Raw genomic sequence first — 18335 nt, forward strand, 5'->3', positions numbered from 1 at the left:
GTACCGCCGCTCCGCACTGCCCGGTCAGGTCTGCGGCGCGACCGGCTCCAGGCGGACCACCAGGGACTTCGAGGCGGGGGTGTTGCTGGTGTCGGCGGTGTGGTCGAGCGGCACCAGGACGTTGGTCTCCGGGTAGTACGCCGCCGCGCAGCCGCGCGCCGTCGGGTAGTGGACGACGCGGAAGCCGGGCGCGCGCCGCTCCGTGCCGTCGGTCCACTCGCTGACCAGGTCCGTGTACGAGCCGTCGGCGACGCCCAGCGCGCGGGCGTCCTCGGGGTTGACCAGGACGACGCGGCGGCCGTTCTTGATGCCGCGGTAACGGTCGTCGAGGCCGTAGATCGTGGTGTTGTACTGGTCGTGCGAGCGCAGCGTCTGGAGGAGCAGCCGGCCTTCGGGCAGGTGCGGGAACTCGACCGGGGCGGCCGTGAAGTTGGCCTTGCCGGTGGCGGTGGGGAAGCTGCGCTGGTCGCGCGGGGCGTGCGGCAGGGCGAAGCCGCCGGGGCGGGCGACCTTGGCGTTGAAGTCCTCGAAGCCGGGGACGACGCGGGCGATCCGGTCGCGGATCGTGCCGTAGTCCTTCTCGAAGTCCTCCCAGGGCGTGGCGCTGTCCGGGCCGAGGACGCGGCGCGCGAGGCGGGCGACGATGGCGGGCTCGGAGAGCAGGTGCTCGCTCGCGGGCGCCAGGCGGCCGCGCGAGGCGTGCACCATGCCCATGGAGTCCTCGACGGTCACGAACTGCTCGCCGCCCGCCTGCACGTCGCGCTCGGTGCGGCCCAGGGTGGGCAGGATCAGGGCGCGGGCGCCGGTGACCACGTGCGAGCGGTTGAGCTTGGTGGAGACGTGGACGGTCAGCCGGGCGCGGCGTACGGCGGCCTCGGTGACCTCCGTGTCGGGGGTGGCGGAGACGAAGTTGCCGCCCATGGCGAAGAAGACCTTGGCGTCGCCGTCGCGCAGGGCGCGGATGGCCCGTACGACGTCGAGGCCGTGCTCGCGGGGCGGCGCGAAGCCGAACTCCTTCTCCAAGGCGTCCAGGAAGGCGGGCGCGGGGCGTTCGAAGATGCCCATCGTGCGGTCGCCCTGCACGTTGCTGTGGCCGCGCACGGGGCACACGCCGGCGCCGGGGCGGCCGATGTTGCCGCGCAGCAGCAGGAAGTTGACGACTTCCTGGATGGTGGGGACGGAGTGCTTGTGCTGGGTCAGGCCCATGGCCCAGCACACGATCGTACGGCGCGACGCGAGGACCATCTCCAGTGCGCGCTCTATCTCCGCGCGGGTCAGGCCCGTCGCGGCCAGCGTCGCCTCCCAGTCGTCGTCCGCGCGGGCCGCTGCCGCGAACGCCTCGAAGCCGTGGGTGTGCTCCTCGACGAACGCGGTGTCGACGGCGCCCTCGGTCTCCAGGACGAGCCGGTTCAGCGTACGGAAGAGGGCCTGGTCGCCGCCGATGCGCACCTGGAGGAAGAGGTCCGTCAGTGCCGTGCCGCGCCCGGCGAGGCCGCGCGGGGTCTGCGGGTTCTTGAAGCGCTCCAGGCCCGCCTCGGGCAGCGGATTGATCGAGATGATCTTCGCGCCGCCGGCCTTGGCCTGCTCCAGCGCGGAGAGCATCCGGGGGTGGTTGGTGCCCGGGTTCTGCCCGGCGACGATGATCAGATCAGCTTTGTACAGGTCCTCCAGCAGGACGCTGCCCTTGCCGATGCCGATGGTCTCCGTGAGCGCGGAGCCGGAGGACTCGTGGCACATGTTGGAGCAGTCGGGCAGGTTGTTCGTGCCGAATTCGCGGGCGAAGAGCTGGTAGAGGAAGGCCGCCTCGTTGCTCGTGCGGCCCGAGGTGTAGAAGACGGCCTCGTCGGGGGAGCCGAGCGCGGCCAGCTCCTCGCCGATGATGTCGAAGGCCCGCTCCCAGGACACCGGCTCGTACCGGTCGGCGCCCTCGGGCAGGTACATGGGCTCGGTCAGCCGGCCCTGCTGGCCGAGCCAGTAGCCGCTGCGGTCCGCGAGGTCGGAGACCGGGTGGGCGGCGAAGAACTCCGGGGTGACGCGGCGCAGCGTGGCCTCCTCGGCCACGGCCTTGGCGCCGTTCTCGCAGAACTCGGCGGCATGGCGGTGCTCGGGCTCGGGCCAGGCGCAGCCGGGGCAGTCGAAGCCGTCCTTCTGGTTGACCCGCAGCAGCGTCAGGGCCGTACGGCGCACGCCCATCTGCTGCTGGGACACGCGCAGCGCGTGCCCGATGGCCGGCAGGCCGACGGCGTAGTGCTCGGGCGCCGTGACCTCGGGCGAGTCCTGGATCGGGTCCGACGCGGGCGGCTTGCCTGCCATGGCGCTCTCCCTTGAGCCGGGCCCAGCCCGCCGGCTCCGGTGTCCGGGCGGCTGCTGAGCGTGGTCGGTGCAGTTGAGGTGGTGCGGCGCGGTCCCCGCGGGCGGCGGCGGCCGGATGTCCGTACACCTCAGATCCTGTCACGGACGACTGACAGCGGCGCCGTCGCGGTCGTCGCGGCGGGGATTGTCAGTGGGGCGTGGCAGGATCGGGGGCGTGGCAGCAAAGGCAGCGAAGAAGAGCGAAGCGACCGGCACCGAAGCGGTGGAGGGCGGCCGACCCCGGCTGCTCCTGATGGACGGGCATTCCATGGCGTACCGGGCGTTCTTCGCCCTGCCCGTGGAGAATTTCACCACCGCCACCGGGCAACCGACCAATGCGATCTACGGCTTCGCGTCGATGCTCGCGAACACCCTGCGTGACGAGGCCCCCACGCACTTCGCGGTGGCCTTCGACGTCTCGCGCAAGACCTGGCGCTCGGAGGAGTTCCCCGACTACAAGGCGAACCGCTCCAAGACCCCCGACGAGTTCAAGGGCCAGGTCGAGCTGATCGGCGAGATGCTGGACGCGATGCACGTCAAGCGGTTCGCCGTGGAGGGCTTCGAGGCCGACGACGTCATCGCCACGCTCGCCACCCAGGCCACCGCCCAGGGCTTCGAGGTCTCCATCGTCACCGGCGACCGCGACTCCTTCCAGCTGGTCAGCGACGACGTCACGGTGCTCTACCCGACCAAGGGCGTCTCCGAGCTGACCCGGTTCACCCCGGAGAAGGTCCAGGAGAAGTACGGCCTGAGCCCGGCCCAGTACCCGGACTTCGCGGCGCTGCGCGGCGACCCGTCCGACAACCTGCCCGGCATCCCCGGCGTCGGTGAGAAGACCGCCGCGAAGTGGATCAACCAGTTCGGTTCGTTCGCGGAGCTGGTCGAGCGCGCCGACGAGGTCAAGGGCAAGGCCGGGCAGAATTTCCGCGACCACCTGGAGGCCGTCAAGCTCAACCGCGTGCTGACCGAGATGGTGCGCGACGTGGAGCTGCCGTGCGGCCCCGCCGAGCTGGTGCGCGCGGCGTACGACCGCAAGGCGCTGACCGTCTTCCTGGAGGCGCTGGAGATCCGCAACCAGGGCCTGCGGGAGCGGCTGCTGGCCGCCGACCCGGGCGCGGCGGAGGCCGAGGACGCCGGTCCCGCGCCCGCCGAGGTGGAGATCGACGGCACGGTCGCCGGTGCCGGCGAGCTGGCCCCGTGGCTGGCCGAGCACGGCAGGAAGCTGCTCGGTGTCTCCACGGTCGACACCTGGACGGTGGGCAGCGGCAGTGTCGCCGAGGTCGCCCTGGCCACCGCCGAGGGCCCGGCCGTCTGGTTCGACCCCACCGAGCTGGACGAGGCCGACGAGCGCGCCTTCGCCGCCTGGAGCGCCGACCCGGCCAGCCACAAGGTCATGCACAACGTCAAGGGCCTGATGCGGGTCTTCGGCGAGCACGGCTGGACCATCGACGGCGTCACGATGGACACCGCCCTCGCGGCCTACCTGGTCAAGCCGGGCCGCCGCTCCTTCGCGCTGGACGCCCTGTCCGTCGAGTACCTGGGCCGCGACCTGGCCCCGGCCGCCGAGGGCGACGGGCAGCTGGCCTTCGGCGCCGACGACCGCGCCCAGGCGGACGCCCTGATGAACCAGGCGCGTACGGTCCTGGACCTGGGCGCCGCCATGACCACCAAGCTCGACGAGGTCGGCGCGGCCGAGCTGCTGCGCGACCTGGAGCTGCCCACCAGTGTGCTGCTGGCCCGGATGGAGCGGGCCGGCATCGCCGCCGACCGGGGCTGGCTGGAGCGCATCGAGCAGCAGTTCGCCGCCGCCGTCCAGCAGGCGGTCCAGGAGGCGCACGCCGCGGCGGGCCACGAGTTCAACCTCGGCTCGCCCAAGCAGCTCCAGGAGGTCCTCTTCGGCGAGCTGGGCCTGCCCAAGACCAAGAAGACCAAGACCGGTTACACCACCGACGCCGACGCCCTGGCCTGGCTCGCCGCGCAGACCGAGAACGAGCTCCCGGTGATCATGCTGCGCCACCGTGAGCAGTCCAAGCTGCGCACCACGGTCGAGGGTCTGATCAAGACGATCGCGGCGGACGGCCGGATCCACACCACCTTCAACCAGACCGTCGCCGCCACCGGCCGCCTCTCCTCCACCGAGCCGAACCTGCAGAACATCCCGGTCCGTACGGACGAGGGCCGCGCCATCCGCCGCGGCTTCGTGGTCGGCGAGGGGTACGAGTCCCTGCTCACCGCCGATTACAGCCAGATCGAGCTGCGTGTGATGGCCCACCTCTCCGAGGACGAGGGCCTGATCGAGGCGTTCACCTCCGGCGAGGACCTGCACACCACCGTCGCCTCCCAGGTCTTCTCGGTCGCCAAGTCCGAGGTCGACCCGGAGATGCGCCGCAAGATCAAGGCGATGTCCTACGGCCTGGCGTACGGCCTGTCGGCGTTCGGGCTCTCCCAGCAGCTCGGCATCCAGCCCGACGAGGCCCGCCGCCTGATGGACACCTTCTTCGAGCGGTTCGGCGGGGTGCGCGACTACCTCCAGGACGTCGTCGACAAGGCCCGCGCCACCGGCTACACCGAGACGATCATGGGCCGCCGCCGCTACCTCCCCGACCTGAACAGCGACAACCGCCAGCGCCGCGAGATGGCCGAGCGGATGGCGCTGAACGCCCCCATCCAGGGCACCGCCGCCGACATCGTCAAGGTGGCCATGCTGCGGGTCGACGAGGCCATGCGGGCCGCCGGCCTCACCTCCCGGATGCTGCTCCAGGTGCACGACGAAATCGTGGTCGAGGTCGCGCCCGGCGAGCGGGGGCAGGTCGACGAGCTGGTCCGCCGCGAGATGGCGGGCGCCGTACAGCTGCGCGCCCCGCTGGACGTGTCGGTCGGGTACGGCGGCGACTGGGAGTCGGCGGCGCACTGAGCCGGGGGTGCGGCGTCTCCGGCCGGGAGCACCCGGAGGCGCCGGGCCGCGTCCTGCCGCGTACGCCCCGCCTTCCGCCGCGTACGACCGCCTACGGCCGGGAGCCGGAGCGGTCGTACGCCGCGGTGCCCTCGGCCGGGGACGTGCGGTCGCGGCGGTGCAGCAGTCGTATCGCCACCGCGTACAGCGGCAGCCCGAGGGCGAGGCCGGCGCCCGCGCCGAAGAGCACGGTCGGTACGTAGTCGAACCAGGTCACGGCCAGGTCCCCGAACTCGGCGCGGGCCCGCAGCGTACGGTGCACGGCGCCGCCGACCAGGCACAGGGCGAGCAGTGCCGCGCCGAGCAGCCGCTGCCTTCCGGTCGGCACCGGCAGTCCGGCCGGAGCGGGCGCTTCCGGCGCCCGCCGCAGCGCCGTCCACAGGAACCGGCCGAGTACGGCCAGGGCCAGCGCCGACGTGCCGTACTGGACGTACGTACAGAGGGGAAAGCCGCCGACGGCCTCGTTGAGGACGGGGAGCAGCCGGGTGCCCCAGCGGCCCGGGTGCGTGAACGCGTCCCAGACGATGTGGGTCAGCGCCCCGAGCACCGCCGAGACGTAGCACCACGCGACCGGCACGGCGAGCGGCCCGCCGCCCGCCCGCCAGGGACGGCCGCGCACCACCGCGTACACCCGGCCGCGCCAGGCCGCCGGCACCAGCGCCACCAGCGGTTCGCGCAGCAGCAGCCAGCCGCCCATGAGGACGGCGGTGATCAGCACGTCCACCGTCAGCACACCCGGTATCCCGTGCGTGAAGTCGCCGAAGAGCATGGCACCGGGCAGCACGCTGTCCGCGAAGTACGTGAGGTCCGGTGCGAACGACCCGGCGACGAGAGCCGAGGCGACCAGCGGTCCGCGCGCCTCCCCGGTCCGGCGCACCACCGGCAGCACCGCGGCCGCGTGGCTGAGTGTGAACGGCATGGCTCTCTCCCTGATCGTTTAGGATCAGTATGTCTGGCGTTGGGGACAGTAGATGCCCGCCGGAAGTTGTCGTAGTGTCACGTGAGTTGGGAGCGCCGGGAAGCGCTGCACGGCGCCGTGAGCGCGGTGGATCAACGTGGAGGGGACGGGCACAGATGGCAGCCACATTCGGGCGGCGGCTCCGTAAAGGAGCGGCCTCGACGGCGGTGGCGGCGCTCGCGCTGGCCGCCCTGACCGCGTCCCAGGCGCCGGGCGCGGCCGAGGCCAGGGCCGGGAGCAGCACCAAGGACCCCGCACCGGCGGGCGACGGCCCCATCGACGGCGGCTCGCCCTACTACACCGACCTGCCACCCCTGAACAGCCCGGTCAAGCCCGGCGGTTCGCCCGGCACCGGCGGCCCGGCCGTCACCGGGCCGGCCGAGGCGGGCATCCCCGCCACCGTCCTGGACGCGTACAAGAAGGCCGAGGCCCGCGTCGCCCAGTCCGACCCCGGCTGCCGGCTGCCCTGGCAGCTGCTCGCCGCCATCGGCAAGGTGGAATCCGGTCACGCCCGCGGCGGCGCCGTGGACGCCGAGGGCACCACCGTGCAGCGCATCACCGGCCCGCAGCTCAACGGCAACGGCTTCGCGAAGATCACCGACACCGACCACGGCGTCTTCGACGGGGACACCACGCACGACCGCGCGGTCGGCCCGATGCAGTTCATCCCGTCGACCTGGTCCCACGGCGGCCCCGACGGCACCGGCTGGGGCGCCGACGGCAACGGCGACGGCAAGAAGGACCCCAACAACATCTACGACGCCGCCCTCGGCGCCGGCCGCTACCTGTGCGCCAACAACCGCGACCTGTCCGTACAGCGCGACCTGGACAAGGCGGTCCTCGGCTACAACCCGTCGACGGAGTACCTGAACACGGTCCTGTCCTGGCTGGCCTTCTACCGCAAGGGCACCCACGAGGTCCCCGACGGCAAGGGGCTGCTGCCGGTGCACCGTGGCGGCGTGAGCAACGGACAGGGCACCAAGCCCACCCCGGGCGCCGGACTCACCCCGGGCCGTACGACCGGACCGGGCGCGGGCCGGGACGCCGGCAAGCCCACCGGGCCGGGCGGCAACGGCAGCGGCAAGCCGACCACGCCGTCCAAGCCGACGACCCCGCCCACCAGGCCCGGCACCCACGAGCCCGATCCCACCGAGCCGCCCACCACGCCCCCGACCAAGCCCCCCACGAAGCCCACCCCCGCGCCCGTCGCCGCGCTGGAGCAGGCCGGCGCCGAGGACCTCACGGCCACCGTCGGCGAGGACTTCGGGCAGATCGTGCGCGTACGGGCGAAGGACACCGCGGGCAAGCCGGTCGCGGGCGTACCCGTCGAGTTCCGTATCGTCGGCGAGACCGGCGCCCGCTTCCCGGGCAAGGCCGACCGCGTCACGGTACGGACCGGCGCCGACGGCATCGCCACCGCGCCCCGTATCAACGCGGGCGACCAGGCCGGCAGCTTCACCGTCCGGGCGACCGCGGTGGGCCGCAAGGTGCCCGCGGCCGAGGTCGGCGCCACCGTCAAGGCCAAGCCGGCGCCCGTCCCCAAGGCCGACGCGCTGGCCCGCACCTCCGACGCGGAGCTGACGGCGAAGGCCGGCACCTCCTTCGCGGCGGGTGCCGTCGAGGTCAAGGCCACGTACCAGGGCAAGATCGCGGCGGGCGTCGCGGTGACCGCGACCATGGTCACCGACGACCCGAAGCAGCCCGTGGAGAACGACAAGGGACCGTACTTCGCCGGCACCGAGGACAAGGGCGCGGGCCAGGACACCGGCAAGGGCGCGGGCAAGGACGAGCCGGTCCGCAGCCTCACCCTCAAGACGGGTGCCGACGGCCTGCTCAAGCTGCCGGAGATCCGTACCGACGGGCAGGCCGGGACGTTCCTGCTGCGCCTGACCACCGCCGACGGCGCGGTCCTGACCGTGAAGCTGACCGTCACGCCGTAACCGCAGCGCGCGCTGCGAAGCCCCACCGCCGTCCCGCTCCCGTCGAGCCGGACGGCGGTGGCATGTGCGCTCACGGGGCCCGGCCGTGGTGCAACGTGTTCTCATCTGCGCCGCCCGTTGCTACGGTGCCCCAGCCCTGACGCCCGAGGCCCTGATGCCCCGATGGCCCCGTGGCCCGGCGCAGGCTCTCAAGGGAGGCCGACATGCGCGCACTGACCGCCGCCGCGATCGGACTGGCCGCGGCCTTCGCCCTCGTCCTGGCCGTCACCGCGGCCGGTGCGCCGAGCGGCGAGACCTCACCCGAACCGCTGCGCACCACGGTCCCCGCACACCCCTGAGAGGGAGGGCACCGCCGCCATGCGACGCAAAGCCAGCCTGGTCCTGCTCGCCTTCGCCGTCTTCTTCGCCGCGCTGTCCCCGCTGCTGCGCTGGTACGCCTTCCCGCGGCTCGCCAAGATCCCGCCGAACCAGTACCAGGACATGGTGCTGGAGGCCAGGCCCGCCACTCTCCTCGATTACGGGACGATGAAGGCCCGCCAGGTCCCCAAGGTCTCCATCGTGCAGACGCTCAAGGGCAACGTCGAGGAGTCCGAGCGCATCGAGCGGACCGCCGGCCGCGACGTGGTGGTCTGGGACGCGCTCTCCTACGTGGCGGGCCCCGACGGCAAGATGGTCTCCCAGATCCCCGAGCGCTACATCTTCGACGCCCACACCCAGGAACCCGTGCACGCCACCGGCGAAATGGTCGACGGCGATCCCGTACGGCGTACCGGCATCGAGTACAAGTGGCCCTTCCTCACGGAACCGCGCGACTACGACTACTTCGACGCGCAGACCCGCACCTCCGCCCCCATCCACTACAAGGGCACCCGCACCTTCCGGGGCCTGGACGTGTATTACTTCGAGCAGACCATCCCCTGGACCAAAGTGCCGTTCCCGAAGAAGATGCCGGTCCAGGGCATCACCCCGCAGGCCGTCGAGAAGGCCGGCACCAGCCGCTGGTACAGCACCAAGCGCATGTTCTGGGTGGATCCGGTCACCGGCGCGCCCGTCAACGGGGAGGAGATCCACCGGGAGGAGCTGCGCGGCGGCAGCCTCGTCCCCGGCGGCGGCAAGGTCACCGCCTTCTCCGGACACGTCAAGATGCGGCCGGACTACGTGGCCGCCACGGTCGACCTGGTCACCTCCCAGCGCCGCCTCGTCCTGCTCCTCACCAGCTACCTGCCCTGGGGCTTCCTCGCCCTCGGCGCCGCACTCCTGACCCTGAGCCTCGCCCTGGAGGCCCGCGGCCGCCGCCCGCGGCGGAACCGCCCGGAGCCGGACCGGAGCGAGCGCGTCAGCTCCGCTTGAGGCGCGCCGTCGTGTGCCGCGTCGGCTGGGCGCCGGACGGGTCCTCGGGCCAGGGGTGCTTCGGATACCGGCCGCGCAGCTCGGCCCGTACGGACCGGTAACCGTCCTTCCAGAAGGACGCCAGGTCGGCCGTGACGGCGGCCGGCCGCCCGGCGGGGGACAGCAGGTGTACGAGTACGGGTACGCGGCCGCCCGCCACCCTCGGGGACTCCTGCCGGCCGAACAGCTCCTGGAGCTTGACGGCCAGCACGGGCTGCTCACCCCCGTAATCCACCCGGATGCGTGAACCGCTCGGCACCTCGATGCGCTCCGGCGCCAGCTCGTCGAACCGGACCGCCGCCCCGCTCGCCCACGGCAGCAGCCGGGACAGCGCCTGGCCCGCGTCGATGCGCTCCAGGTCGGCACGGCGCCGCGCCCGGCCCAGCTCCACCCCCAGCCACGCGTCGAGCTGCGCCAGCAGCGCCGCGTCCGACACGTCGGGCCAGTCGCCGCCCAGCACCCGGTGCAGGAAGGCCATGCGCTGCCGCAGCGACCGAGCGCCGTCGGACCACCGCAGCAGACCGAGTCCGTCCGCGCGCAGCCCGTCCTCCAGGGCCTGCCGGACGAGGGCGGCGTCGGGGGAGCGGAGCGGGCGGGCCACCAGTTCCACAGCGCCGAGCCGTTCGACGGAACGGGCCACCACGTCACCGCCGGCCCAGCGGACCTCCTCGCCCGCCGCGTACAGCGCCCCGGCCGCCGCGCGCGCGACGGTCTCGTCGATCACGGCCGCCAGCCGCACCCGCGCGGACGCCGCCGTCACGGGCCGGTCGGCGACCGCCACCGCCAGCCACGGCGCGCTGCGCAGCCGCGAGCCGTCCGCCAGATCGGCACCGGTGCCGGACACCATCAGGAACGCGCCGGCGCCACGGGCCCGCGCCACCCGCTCGGGGAAGGCGAGGGCGGCGATCAGGCCGGCGGCCGCGTCGTCGGAGCCGTGCGCCGCCTCGGAGACGGGTTCCGTACGCGTGTCGCCCGCCCCCGCCACCGCCGAGGCGAGCCGGCGGGCCTCCTGGCGCCAGCGGGCACCGTACGCGTCCTGCCCCCGCCGGGCCGCACGCCACGCGGCGGCCAGGTCGTCCCCGTACTCCCGCGGCGGCTCCTCGCTCAGCAGCGCGACCACCTCGGCAGCACGGCGCTCACCGACCTGCCGCGCGCCGTCCAGCAGCGCGCGCGCCAAGCGCGGGTGCAGGCCGAGCCGGGACATCCGTACGCCGCGGTCCGTGACCCGGCCGTCCGCGTCCACCGCGCCGATCGCCGCCAGCACCTCGCGCGCCGCCGCCAGCGCGCCGGCGGGCGGCGCGTCGAGCAACGCCAGGCCTGCCGCGTCCGGATCGCCCCAGCAGGCGACCTGCAACGCGAACGCGGTGAGGTCCGCGACCTTGATCTCCGGCGCCGGGAAGCGCGGCAGCCGTACGTCCTCGCCCTCGGACCAGCAGCGGTAGACCGTTCCCGGCGCCTCACGCCCGGCCCGCCCCGCACGCTGCCGGGCCGATGCCTGAGAGGCCCGTACGGTCGTCAGCGCGCTCAGGCCCCGCGCATGATCGGTACGGGACTCCCGCGCCAGCCCGCAGTCCACGACCACCCGCACGCCCGGCACCGTCAGGCTCGACTCGGCCACCGAGGTCGCCAGCACCACCCGGCGCCGGTCCGAGCCCCCGGCCAGCACCGCGTCCTGGACGGCGGCCGGCGCCCGCCCGTGCACCTGCAGCACCTCGGTACCGTCGTTCGCAAGATCGTTCAATTGCCCCGCCACCCGGGCGATCTCCCCGACGCCGGGCAGGAAGCAGAGCACGTCCCCCGGTCGCTCGCGCAACGCCCGCCGCACCGTCGCCGCGACGTGCCCGAGCAGCGCCGGGTCGACCCGCATGCCGTGCGCGGGCCGGACCGGGCGCTCCGGCGGCGCCCAGACGACATCCACGGGGTGCGAGACCCCCGCGGCCTCGACCACCGGGGCCGGGCCCTCGTCCGCGTCGTCCCCGCCCAGCAGGCGTGCCCAGCCCGCCGCGTCCGTCGTCGCGGAGGCCGCGATCAGCTGCAGCTCCGGGCGCAGCGTCGCGCGTACGTCCAGGAGGAAGGCGGCGGCGGTGTCGGCGTCCAGATGCCGCTCGTGGCACTCGTCCAGCATCACGGCGTCGACGCCGGACAGCTCAGGGTCACGCTGCAACCGTTGCAGCAGCACACCGGTGGTCACGACCTCGATGACCGTACGGGGGCCGACCTTGCGCTCGCCCCGCACGGTGAAGCCCACCCGGTCGCCCACCTGCTCTCCCAGCAGCCACGCCATCCGCCGGGCCGCGGCACGGGCGGCGATCCGGCGCGGCTCGGCGACGAGCACGCGGCGGGGACGGGCGCCTGTGGGGGGCTCCGGGCCGGTCGGGCCGGCTGCATCGGGCAGGCCGCTCAGGCCGCTCAGGCCGCTCAGACCGTTCAGTCCGCTCAGGCCCGCCAGCGCCAGCGGCACCAAGGTTGTCTTGCCGGTGCCCGGAGGGGCGCAGAGCACCGCCGCGCCGCGCCGGTCCAGCGCGGCCTCCAGCGCGGGCAGGGCGGTCCGTACGGGCAACTGGGCGAGGGCGGCGTGGCGGATCACGCCACCCAGTGTCCCGGAACGGTCCGTAGGGGGTCGGGCGGGTCGGTGTGGGACGGTTCTTCAGCCCGCTGGTCTGCTGGGTCTGCTGATCCGCTGATCCGCTGGTCTGCCGGTCTGTCGGTCCGTCGGTCCGCTGGTCTGTCGGTCTGTCGGTCTGCCGGTCCGTCGGTCCGCTGGTCTGCTGGTCTGCCGGTCTGCCGGTCTGCCGGTCTGCCGGTCCGTCGATCCGCTAGTCCGCGACGCAGACGAAGATCGCCGTACCGGGGATCAGGTTCCCGCGCAGCGGCGACCAGCCGCCCCACTCCTGGGTGTTCCACTCCGGCCACTCCGGCTCGACCAGGTCCACCAGCCGGAAGCCCGCGACGGCCACGTCCCGTACCCGGTCGCCGAGCGTGCGGTGGTGCTCCACGTAGACCGCGCGGCCCGCCTCGTCCTGTTCGACGTAGGGCGTGCGGTCGAAGTACGACGCGCCCACGCTCAGGCCCTCGGGGCCCGGCTCGTCGGGGAAGGCCCAGCGGATGGGGTGGGTCACCGAGAAGACCCAGCGCCCGCCCGGCCGCAGCACCCGCCGTACCTCCCGCATCACGCGTACCGGGTCGGCGACGAAGGGGACCGCCCCGTAGGCGGAGCACGCGAGGTCGAAGGAGGCGTCCCGGAAGGGCAGCGCGCCGGCGTCCGCCTCGACCAGTTCGAGCCGTGGCGACACGCCCGGAGTGCCGACCGGGGCCGGACCCGTGGACTCCGCCTCCGTACCGATCCGCAGGGCGTGCTGGAGCTGCCGGTGCGAGAGGTCGAGCGCCACCGGGTGCGCACCCTGCGCCGCCAGCCAGCGCGAACACTGGGCCGCGCCCGCGCCGATCTCCAGGACGCGCCGCCCCTTCAGCTCCGCGGCGGGCCCCAGGAGTCCGGCCTCCGCCTCGTCCAGCCCCTCGGGGCCCCAGACGAACCGGTCGTCCCCGAGGAACGCTCCGTGGTCGCTCTGGTACTCGTCCGCGTTGCGGTCCCACCAGCCACGGCTGGCCCGGCTGCTCTCGGTGTCCGAGGCGGCACGTCGTGTCGCCTCCGGCTCGTACTCTTGGATCATCGCGCCCGTCGTCGTACTCTTCGCTGAGCTTGTGGCTGCCGGTGGCCGAGAGGCCTCGTCGGCCTCGCGGAACATGGCGTGTGCCGGTTATGGGGCGTTCCGCCCCGGGTGTGCGCCTTCGCGCATTGACCGTGTCCGGCTGCCCCCGTATGCTACAAGTTGCGCTGCGGGCCTGCGCACCTCAGACGGAGCAGGTCGCGCTCGCATCTGTATGTATGTCCCCTCGGTTTTCGGGACGCTGCCGGTGCTTCGGTTCATCCGAAGTGCCGCGCTCAAGCGTCCCTGACGCTGTCCGGTCTTATGCAGAAGCGATACAGGCTCCCGGCGTAGCAGTACCTACGACTTCAATGTCCGTACCGGAGCCCTTTCCCACATGACGAGCAGCACCGAGACCACCGCCACCACCCCGCAGGTTGCGGTCAACGACATCGGTAACGAGGAAGCCTTCCTCGCCGCGATCGACGAGACGATCAAGTACTTCAACGACGGCGACATCGTCGACGGCGTCATCGTGAAGGTCGACCGGGACGAGGTCCTGCTCGACATCGGTTACAAGACCGAAGGCGTTATCCCGAGCCGCGAGCTCTCGATCAAGCACGACGTCGACCCCAACGAGGTCGTCGCCGTCGGTGACGAGATCGAGGCCCTTGTTCTCCAGAAGGAGGACAAGGAAGGCCGCCTGATCCTCTCGAAGAAGCGCGCCCAGTACGAGCGTGCCTGGGGCACCATCGAGAAGATCAAGGAAGAGGACGGGATCGTCACCGGTACCGTCATCGAGGTCGTCAAGGGTGGTCTCATCCTCGACATCGGCCTCCGTGGCTTCCTGCCGGCCTCCCTGGTCGAGATGCGCCGCGTGCGCGACCTGCAGCCCTACGTGGGCAAGGAGCTCGAGGCCAAGATCATCGAGCTGGACAAGAACCGCAACAACGTGGTCCTGTCCCGCCGTGCCTGGCTGGAGCAGACCCAGAGCGAGGTCCGTCAGACCTTCCTCACCACCCTCCAGAAGGGTCAGGTGCGCTCCGGCGTCGTCTCCTCCATCGTCAACTTCGGTGCCTTCGTGGACCTGGGTGGCGTCGACGGCCTGGTGCACGTCTCCGAGCTGTCCTGGAAGCACATCGACCACCCCTCCGAGGTCGTCGAGGTCGGCCAGGAAGTCACGGTCGAGGTCCTGGACGTCGACATGGACCGCGAGCGCGTGTCCCTGTCGCTCAAGGCGACCCAGGAAGACCCGTGGCAGCAGTTCGCCCGGACCCACCAGATCGGTCAGGTCGTCCCGGGTAAGGTCACCAAGCTCGTTCCGTTCGGTGCGTTCGTGCGCGTCGACGAGGGCATCGAGGGCCTGGTCCACATCTCCGAGCTGGCCGAGCGCCACGTGGAGATCCCGGAGCAGGTCGTCCAGGTCAACGACGAGATCTTCGTCAAGGTCATCGACATCGACCTGGAGCGTCGCCGGATCTCGCTGTCGCTGAAGCAGGCCAACGAGTCCTTCGGCGCCGACCCGACGGCGGTCGAGTTCGACCCGACCCTGTACGGCATGGCCGCGTCCTACGACGACCAGGGCAACTACATCTACCCCGAGGGCTTCGACCCGGAGACCAACGACTGGCTGGAGGGCTACGAGGCCCAGCGCGAGGCGTGGGAGACCCAGTACGCCGAGGCGCAGCAGCGCTTCGAGCAGCACCAGGCCCAGGTCATCAAGTCCCGCGAGGCCGACGAGCAGGCTGCGGCCGAGGGCGCGGCGGCTCCGGCTGCCGGCGGCTCGGGCAACGCCGGCGGCGGCAACGTCTCGGGTGGCTCGTACTCCTCCGAGTCGAGCGACAACTCCGGCGCCCTGGCGTCGGACGAGGCCCTGGCCGCGCTGCGCGAGAAGCTGGCCGGCGGCCAGAGCTGAATCGCGTCAGCCCGGTGACCGGCAGGCGGTAGACGCTCGCCGGTAGGACTGAGAAGGCCCGCTCCCCTCGGGGGGCGGGCCTTCGTCGTGTCTCCGGGCGACGGGGCTCGAAGAGGCGGGGCGGAGCCAGGGGGGACGGGGCGGAGCCGGGGGGGCGGGGCGGGCCGTCGCGGACCCGGCGCTCGGACTCGGGACCGCTATCCGACCGGGACGCCCGGGGTGGCGATCCCGCGCCCACCGGTGACCTTGTTGTCCCCGGTGATTGTGACCGGGCAGCCGGACGCGTCGTAGTTGGTGATGTGGAAGCCGTAGCGGTTCGGGCCCGAGGCTCCGCTCAGGTCGGAACGGTTGTCGCGGAAGACCGTGCCGCAGCCCCAGCCCGGCTGCTGGCTGTGCGTCTCGTAACCGTTGTTACGGGTGTGCTTGCCGGTGTTGTTCTCCACCAGCACCTTGTTGCCCTTGATGTCGGCCCACGAGTCGTCGTAGTGGGTGCCGGTCAGCCCGCTGCCGTCGAAGGTGTTGCCGATGATCTTCGCCCCGGTGGTGCCCTCCTTGATGTCGATGTTCTCGCCGCCGACACCGGGGCCGATGGTGTTGCGCAGGATCTGTACGTTGTCGCTCCTGTCCCCGGTGCCGCCCGCACTGCCCACGTACACCCCCTCGCCCATACCGCTGCCGTCCCGCCCGGTGTCGTAGATCCGCGAATCCTTGATGACCCCGTCCTTGCTGGACTTGCGGAAGTGCACACCCTCCATGTCCAGACCGTGCACGGCCACGGAGTCGAGCACCACGCCGTTCGCCGCGTCCGTCACGATGCCCTTCTGGCCGCCGGTGACGGTGATGCCCCGTACCGTCCAGTACGACGCCCCGTCCAGGTGGAGCCCGTAACCGCCACTCGCCTTCAACACGGCCTTGGCGGAACCGCTGAGAGTGATCCGCGCAGCGGTGGTGGCGGCGGTGGTGGCCTTGAAATTGCCCTGGTACGTGCCGTCCGCGAGCCGGATGGTGTCGCCGGCCTTGGCCGCCGCCAGGGCGCTCTTGAGCTGGGCAGCCGTGGAGACGTCGAGGGTGCGGGCGACGGCCGCGACAGAGCCTGGGGCGGCGTGCGGGGTGCTCCCGTGCGCCGTCGCGGAGGCCGGGAACAAGCCCGCGACACTCAGAAGCACGGCGGCGGACAGCGGCAGGGCAGAACGCGTACGCATCGATGTGCCTTCCTGTACGTGAACGAGAATCGTCGACATGAACAGGGACGTGGTGAAGGTAGCACTCATCGATGCGGTACGGGGTCAACAGGGAGCGAGGGGAGGGAGTTGGCAGTGTGACGGATGAGAGATGAGGGGCCGCCTTCGACGTGCGGCCGCGGCGGCGCGCGGCGGACAGCGGCGGGAATGCCACAGGCGCGTCCGGCGTTCTGGGGGACGGACCATCGAGGAGGAGCGGACACTGTGTTGGATCCCCAGGGTTTGTACGAATGGGAGCCGAGCGGGCTCGCGGCGGTAGAGGCGATCACCGCGCGGGACTCCGCGGGGTTGGTGCTGCTGTACCACTTCGACGGCTACATCGATGCAGGTGAGACGGGCGACCAGATCGTGGAGCGGCTGCTGAGCGGCCTCACCCACCGGGTCGTCGCCCGCTTCGACCACGACCGGCTCGTCGACTACCGCGCCCGCCGGCCGCTGCTCACCTTCCAGCGCCACCGCTGGACCGCGTACGAGACCCCGAGCATCGAACTGCGGCTCGTCGAGGACGCCACCGGCGCGCCGTTCCTGCTGCTGTCCGGCCCGGAGCCGGACGTCGAGTGGGAGCGCTTCGCGGCCGCGGTGCGGCAGATGGTGGAACGGCTCGGCGTACGGCTGTCGGTCAACTTCCACGGCATCCCGATGGGCGTCCCCCACACCCGCCCCGTGGGTCTCACGCCGCACGGCAACCGCACCGACCTCATGCCCGGCCACAGCAGCTTCTTCGACGAGGCCCAGGTCCCGGGCAGCGCCGAGTCGCTGATCGAGTTCCGGCTCGCGGAAGCCGGCCATGACGTACTGGGCGTGGCCGCCCACGTACCGCACTACGTCGCCCGCTCCCCGTACCCGGACGCGGCACTGACGGCGCTGGAAGCGGTGACGGCCGCCACCGGGCTGGTGCTGCCGACCGCGGCGCACGCGCTGCGTACGGAGGCCCTGCGCACCCAGGAGGAGATCGAACGGCAGATCTCCGAGGGCGACGAGGAGCTGGTCGCGCTGGTGAGCGGCCTGGAGCACCAGTACGACGCCGTGGCCGGCGCGGAGAGCCGCGGCAGCCTGGTCGCCGAGCCGATGGAACTGCCGTCCGCGGACGAGATCGGCCGGGAACTGGAACGCTTCCTGGCCGAACGCGAAGGCGAGGGCGGCGCCTGAGGGCCGTCATCCGCCCCCGTCCGGTGGCCATGATCCAGGTGCCGTGCGCAAGGCCGTGATCAAGGCGTCATGATCTGCGCCATGACCTACGCCATGATCTGCGCCATGGCCGGGGGCGGACCGGGCCGTATAGCGTGAGCCCCATGCTGAAGGTGGGACTTACGGGCGGTATCGGCGCGGGCAAGAGCGAGGTGTCGCGGCTGCTCGCGTCGTACGGCGCGGTGATCGTGGACGCCGACAAGATCGCGCGCGAGGTGGTCGAGCCGGGTACGCCCGGGCTCGCCGCCGTGACCGCGGAATTCGGCACGGACGTGCTGTCCGCCGACGGCACCCTGAACCGCCCCCGGCTGGGCGAAATCGTCTTCAGCGACCCGGAGAGACTCCAGGCACTGAACGCCATCGTGCACCCCCTGGTCGGCGCCCGCTCAGCCGAACTGGAAGCGGCCGCCGGCCCGGACGCGGTGGTCGTGCACGACGTCCCGCTCCTCACCGAGAACGGCCTCGCCCCCCTGTACGACCTGGTCGTCGTGGTCGACGCCACCCCGCACACCCAACTCGACCGCTTGGTGCGGCTGCGCGGCATGGCCGAGAGCGAGGCGAAGGCCCGCATGGAGGCACAGGCGACGCGCGAGAGCCGCCTCGCCATCGCCGATCTCGTCATCGACAACGACGGCCCCCTGGACGCCCTCGAACCCCAAGTACGCAAGGTCTGGCAGCACCTGTGCGAACGGACGAGCTGAGCGCGGCCTGACGGCAGGCCGGACGCGAGCCTGACGGCAGACCGGACGCAG

Annotated in this window: 12 protein-coding genes; 7 read left to right on the forward strand and 5 right to left on the reverse strand. The window is 72.4% G+C overall.

Going from position 1 to position 18335, the window contains the following annotated elements; translation table 11 throughout:
* Positions 1-24: 24 nt before the first annotated feature.
* Positions 25-2313: an FdhF/YdeP family oxidoreductase gene (locus tag AB0L45_RS11005; protein ID WP_365838320.1), complete on the reverse strand. Its 2289-nt coding sequence runs from the start codon at positions 2311-2313 to the stop codon at positions 25-27.
* Positions 2314-2527: 214 nt separating this feature from the next.
* Between AB0L45_RS11005 and polA the strand changes: the two genes are divergently transcribed.
* Positions 2528-5266 (forward strand): DNA polymerase I, encoded by a 2739-nt coding sequence (polA, locus tag AB0L45_RS11010; protein WP_365838322.1) that lies wholly within the window; start codon positions 2528-2530, stop codon positions 5264-5266.
* A 91-nt stretch (positions 5267-5357) separates the two neighbouring features.
* Here the strand turns inward: polA and AB0L45_RS11015 are convergent, their stop codons facing one another.
* Positions 5358-6224 (reverse strand): DUF4184 family protein, encoded by an 867-nt coding sequence (locus tag AB0L45_RS11015; protein WP_365838324.1) that lies wholly within the window; start codon positions 6222-6224, stop codon positions 5358-5360.
* A gap of 155 nt (positions 6225-6379) precedes the next feature.
* Here AB0L45_RS11015 and AB0L45_RS11020 point away from each other — a divergent pair, with 155 nt between their 5' ends.
* The 3 genes from AB0L45_RS11020 to AB0L45_RS11030 all read left to right on the forward strand — a co-directional run bounded on the left by AB0L45_RS11020 (position 6380) and on the right by AB0L45_RS11030 (position 9553).
* Positions 6380-8203, forward strand: a complete 1824-nt coding sequence (locus AB0L45_RS11020; RefSeq protein ID WP_365838326.1) for a lytic transglycosylase — start codon at positions 6380-6382, stop codon at positions 8201-8203.
* Between the two features lie 203 nt (positions 8204-8406).
* A complete protein-coding gene (locus tag AB0L45_RS11025; RefSeq protein WP_106982258.1) occupies positions 8407-8541 on the forward strand; it encodes an SPW_0924 family protein in 135 nt (44 codons plus the stop codon).
* A 19-nt stretch (positions 8542-8560) separates the two neighbouring features.
* A complete protein-coding gene (locus AB0L45_RS11030; RefSeq protein ID WP_365838328.1) occupies positions 8561-9553 on the forward strand; it encodes a DUF3068 domain-containing protein in 993 nt (330 codons plus the stop codon).
* Here the strand turns inward: AB0L45_RS11030 and hrpB are convergent.
* Together hrpB and AB0L45_RS11040 are read right to left on the reverse strand one after the other, a co-directional pair.
* The gene (gene hrpB / locus AB0L45_RS11035; protein ID WP_365838330.1) at positions 9540-12179 is read right to left on the reverse strand and encodes an ATP-dependent helicase HrpB; all 2640 of its coding nucleotides are present in this window, start codon (positions 12177-12179) and stop codon (positions 9540-9542) included. The genes AB0L45_RS11030 and hrpB overlap by 14 nt on opposite strands.
* A 229-nt stretch (positions 12180-12408) precedes the next feature.
* On the reverse strand, positions 12409-13263 hold the full coding sequence (locus tag AB0L45_RS11040) for a methyltransferase domain-containing protein (protein ID WP_365838332.1): 855 nt from the start codon (positions 13261-13263) through the stop codon (positions 12409-12411).
* 373 nt (positions 13264-13636) lie between these two features.
* On the opposite strand from AB0L45_RS11040, the gene rpsA reads away from it, so the two are divergent.
* Complete coding sequence (gene rpsA / locus AB0L45_RS11045; RefSeq protein WP_361142635.1) at positions 13637-15154, forward strand: 30S ribosomal protein S1; 1518 nt, start codon at positions 13637-13639, stop codon at positions 15152-15154.
* 197 nt (positions 15155-15351) lie between these two features.
* Here the strand turns inward: rpsA and AB0L45_RS11050 are convergent, their stop codons facing one another.
* Positions 15352-16356 carry a right-handed parallel beta-helix repeat-containing protein gene (locus AB0L45_RS11050; RefSeq protein WP_365838334.1) on the reverse strand — a complete coding sequence of 335 codons (1005 nt, stop codon included), beginning with the start codon at positions 16354-16356 and terminating at the stop codon, positions 15352-15354.
* Positions 16357-16599: 243 nt separating this feature from the next.
* On the opposite strand from AB0L45_RS11050, the gene AB0L45_RS11055 reads away from it, so the two are divergent.
* Both AB0L45_RS11055 and coaE read left to right on the forward strand, forming a co-directional pair.
* Complete coding sequence (locus AB0L45_RS11055) at positions 16600-17544, forward strand: PAC2 family protein (RefSeq protein WP_365838336.1); 945 nt, start codon at positions 16600-16602, stop codon at positions 17542-17544.
* 143 nt (positions 17545-17687) lie between these two features.
* Positions 17688-18284 carry a dephospho-CoA kinase gene (gene coaE / locus AB0L45_RS11060; protein WP_365838338.1) on the forward strand — a complete coding sequence of 199 codons (597 nt, stop codon included), beginning with the start codon at positions 17688-17690 and terminating at the stop codon, positions 18282-18284.
* The last annotated feature ends 51 nt before the right edge of the window (positions 18285-18335 follow it).

It is taken from the genome of Streptomyces sp. NPDC052496, from assembly GCF_040679095.1.
Lineage (GTDB): Bacteria > Actinomycetota > Actinomycetes > Streptomycetales > Streptomycetaceae > Streptomyces.

What these genes read in the sequence shown, in the direction of transcription:
- AB0L45_RS11050 (WP_365838334.1), bottom strand. Translation starts at nt 16,356, where the DNA reads ATGCGTACGCGTTCTGCCCTGCCGCTGTCCGCCGCCGTGCTTCTGAGT.
- AB0L45_RS11015 (WP_365838324.1), bottom strand. Translation starts at nt 6,224, where the DNA reads ATGCCGTTCACACTCAGCCACGCGGCCGCGGTGCTGCCGGTGGTGCGC.
- AB0L45_RS11005 (WP_365838320.1), bottom strand. Translation starts at nt 2,313, where the DNA reads ATGGCAGGCAAGCCGCCCGCGTCGGACCCGATCCAGGACTCGCCCGAG.
- AB0L45_RS11025 (WP_106982258.1), top strand. Translation starts at nt 8,407, where the DNA reads ATGCGCGCACTGACCGCCGCCGCGATCGGACTGGCCGCGGCCTTCGCC.
- AB0L45_RS11030 (WP_365838328.1), top strand. Translation starts at nt 8,561, where the DNA reads ATGCGACGCAAAGCCAGCCTGGTCCTGCTCGCCTTCGCCGTCTTCTTC.
- AB0L45_RS11020 (WP_365838326.1), top strand. Translation starts at nt 6,380, where the DNA reads ATGGCAGCCACATTCGGGCGGCGGCTCCGTAAAGGAGCGGCCTCGACG.
- rpsA (WP_361142635.1), top strand. Translation starts at nt 13,637, where the DNA reads ATGACGAGCAGCACCGAGACCACCGCCACCACCCCGCAGGTTGCGGTC.
- coaE (WP_365838338.1), top strand. Translation starts at nt 17,688, where the DNA reads ATGCTGAAGGTGGGACTTACGGGCGGTATCGGCGCGGGCAAGAGCGAG.
- AB0L45_RS11040 (WP_365838332.1), bottom strand. Translation starts at nt 13,263, where the DNA reads ATGATCCAAGAGTACGAGCCGGAGGCGACACGACGTGCCGCCTCGGAC.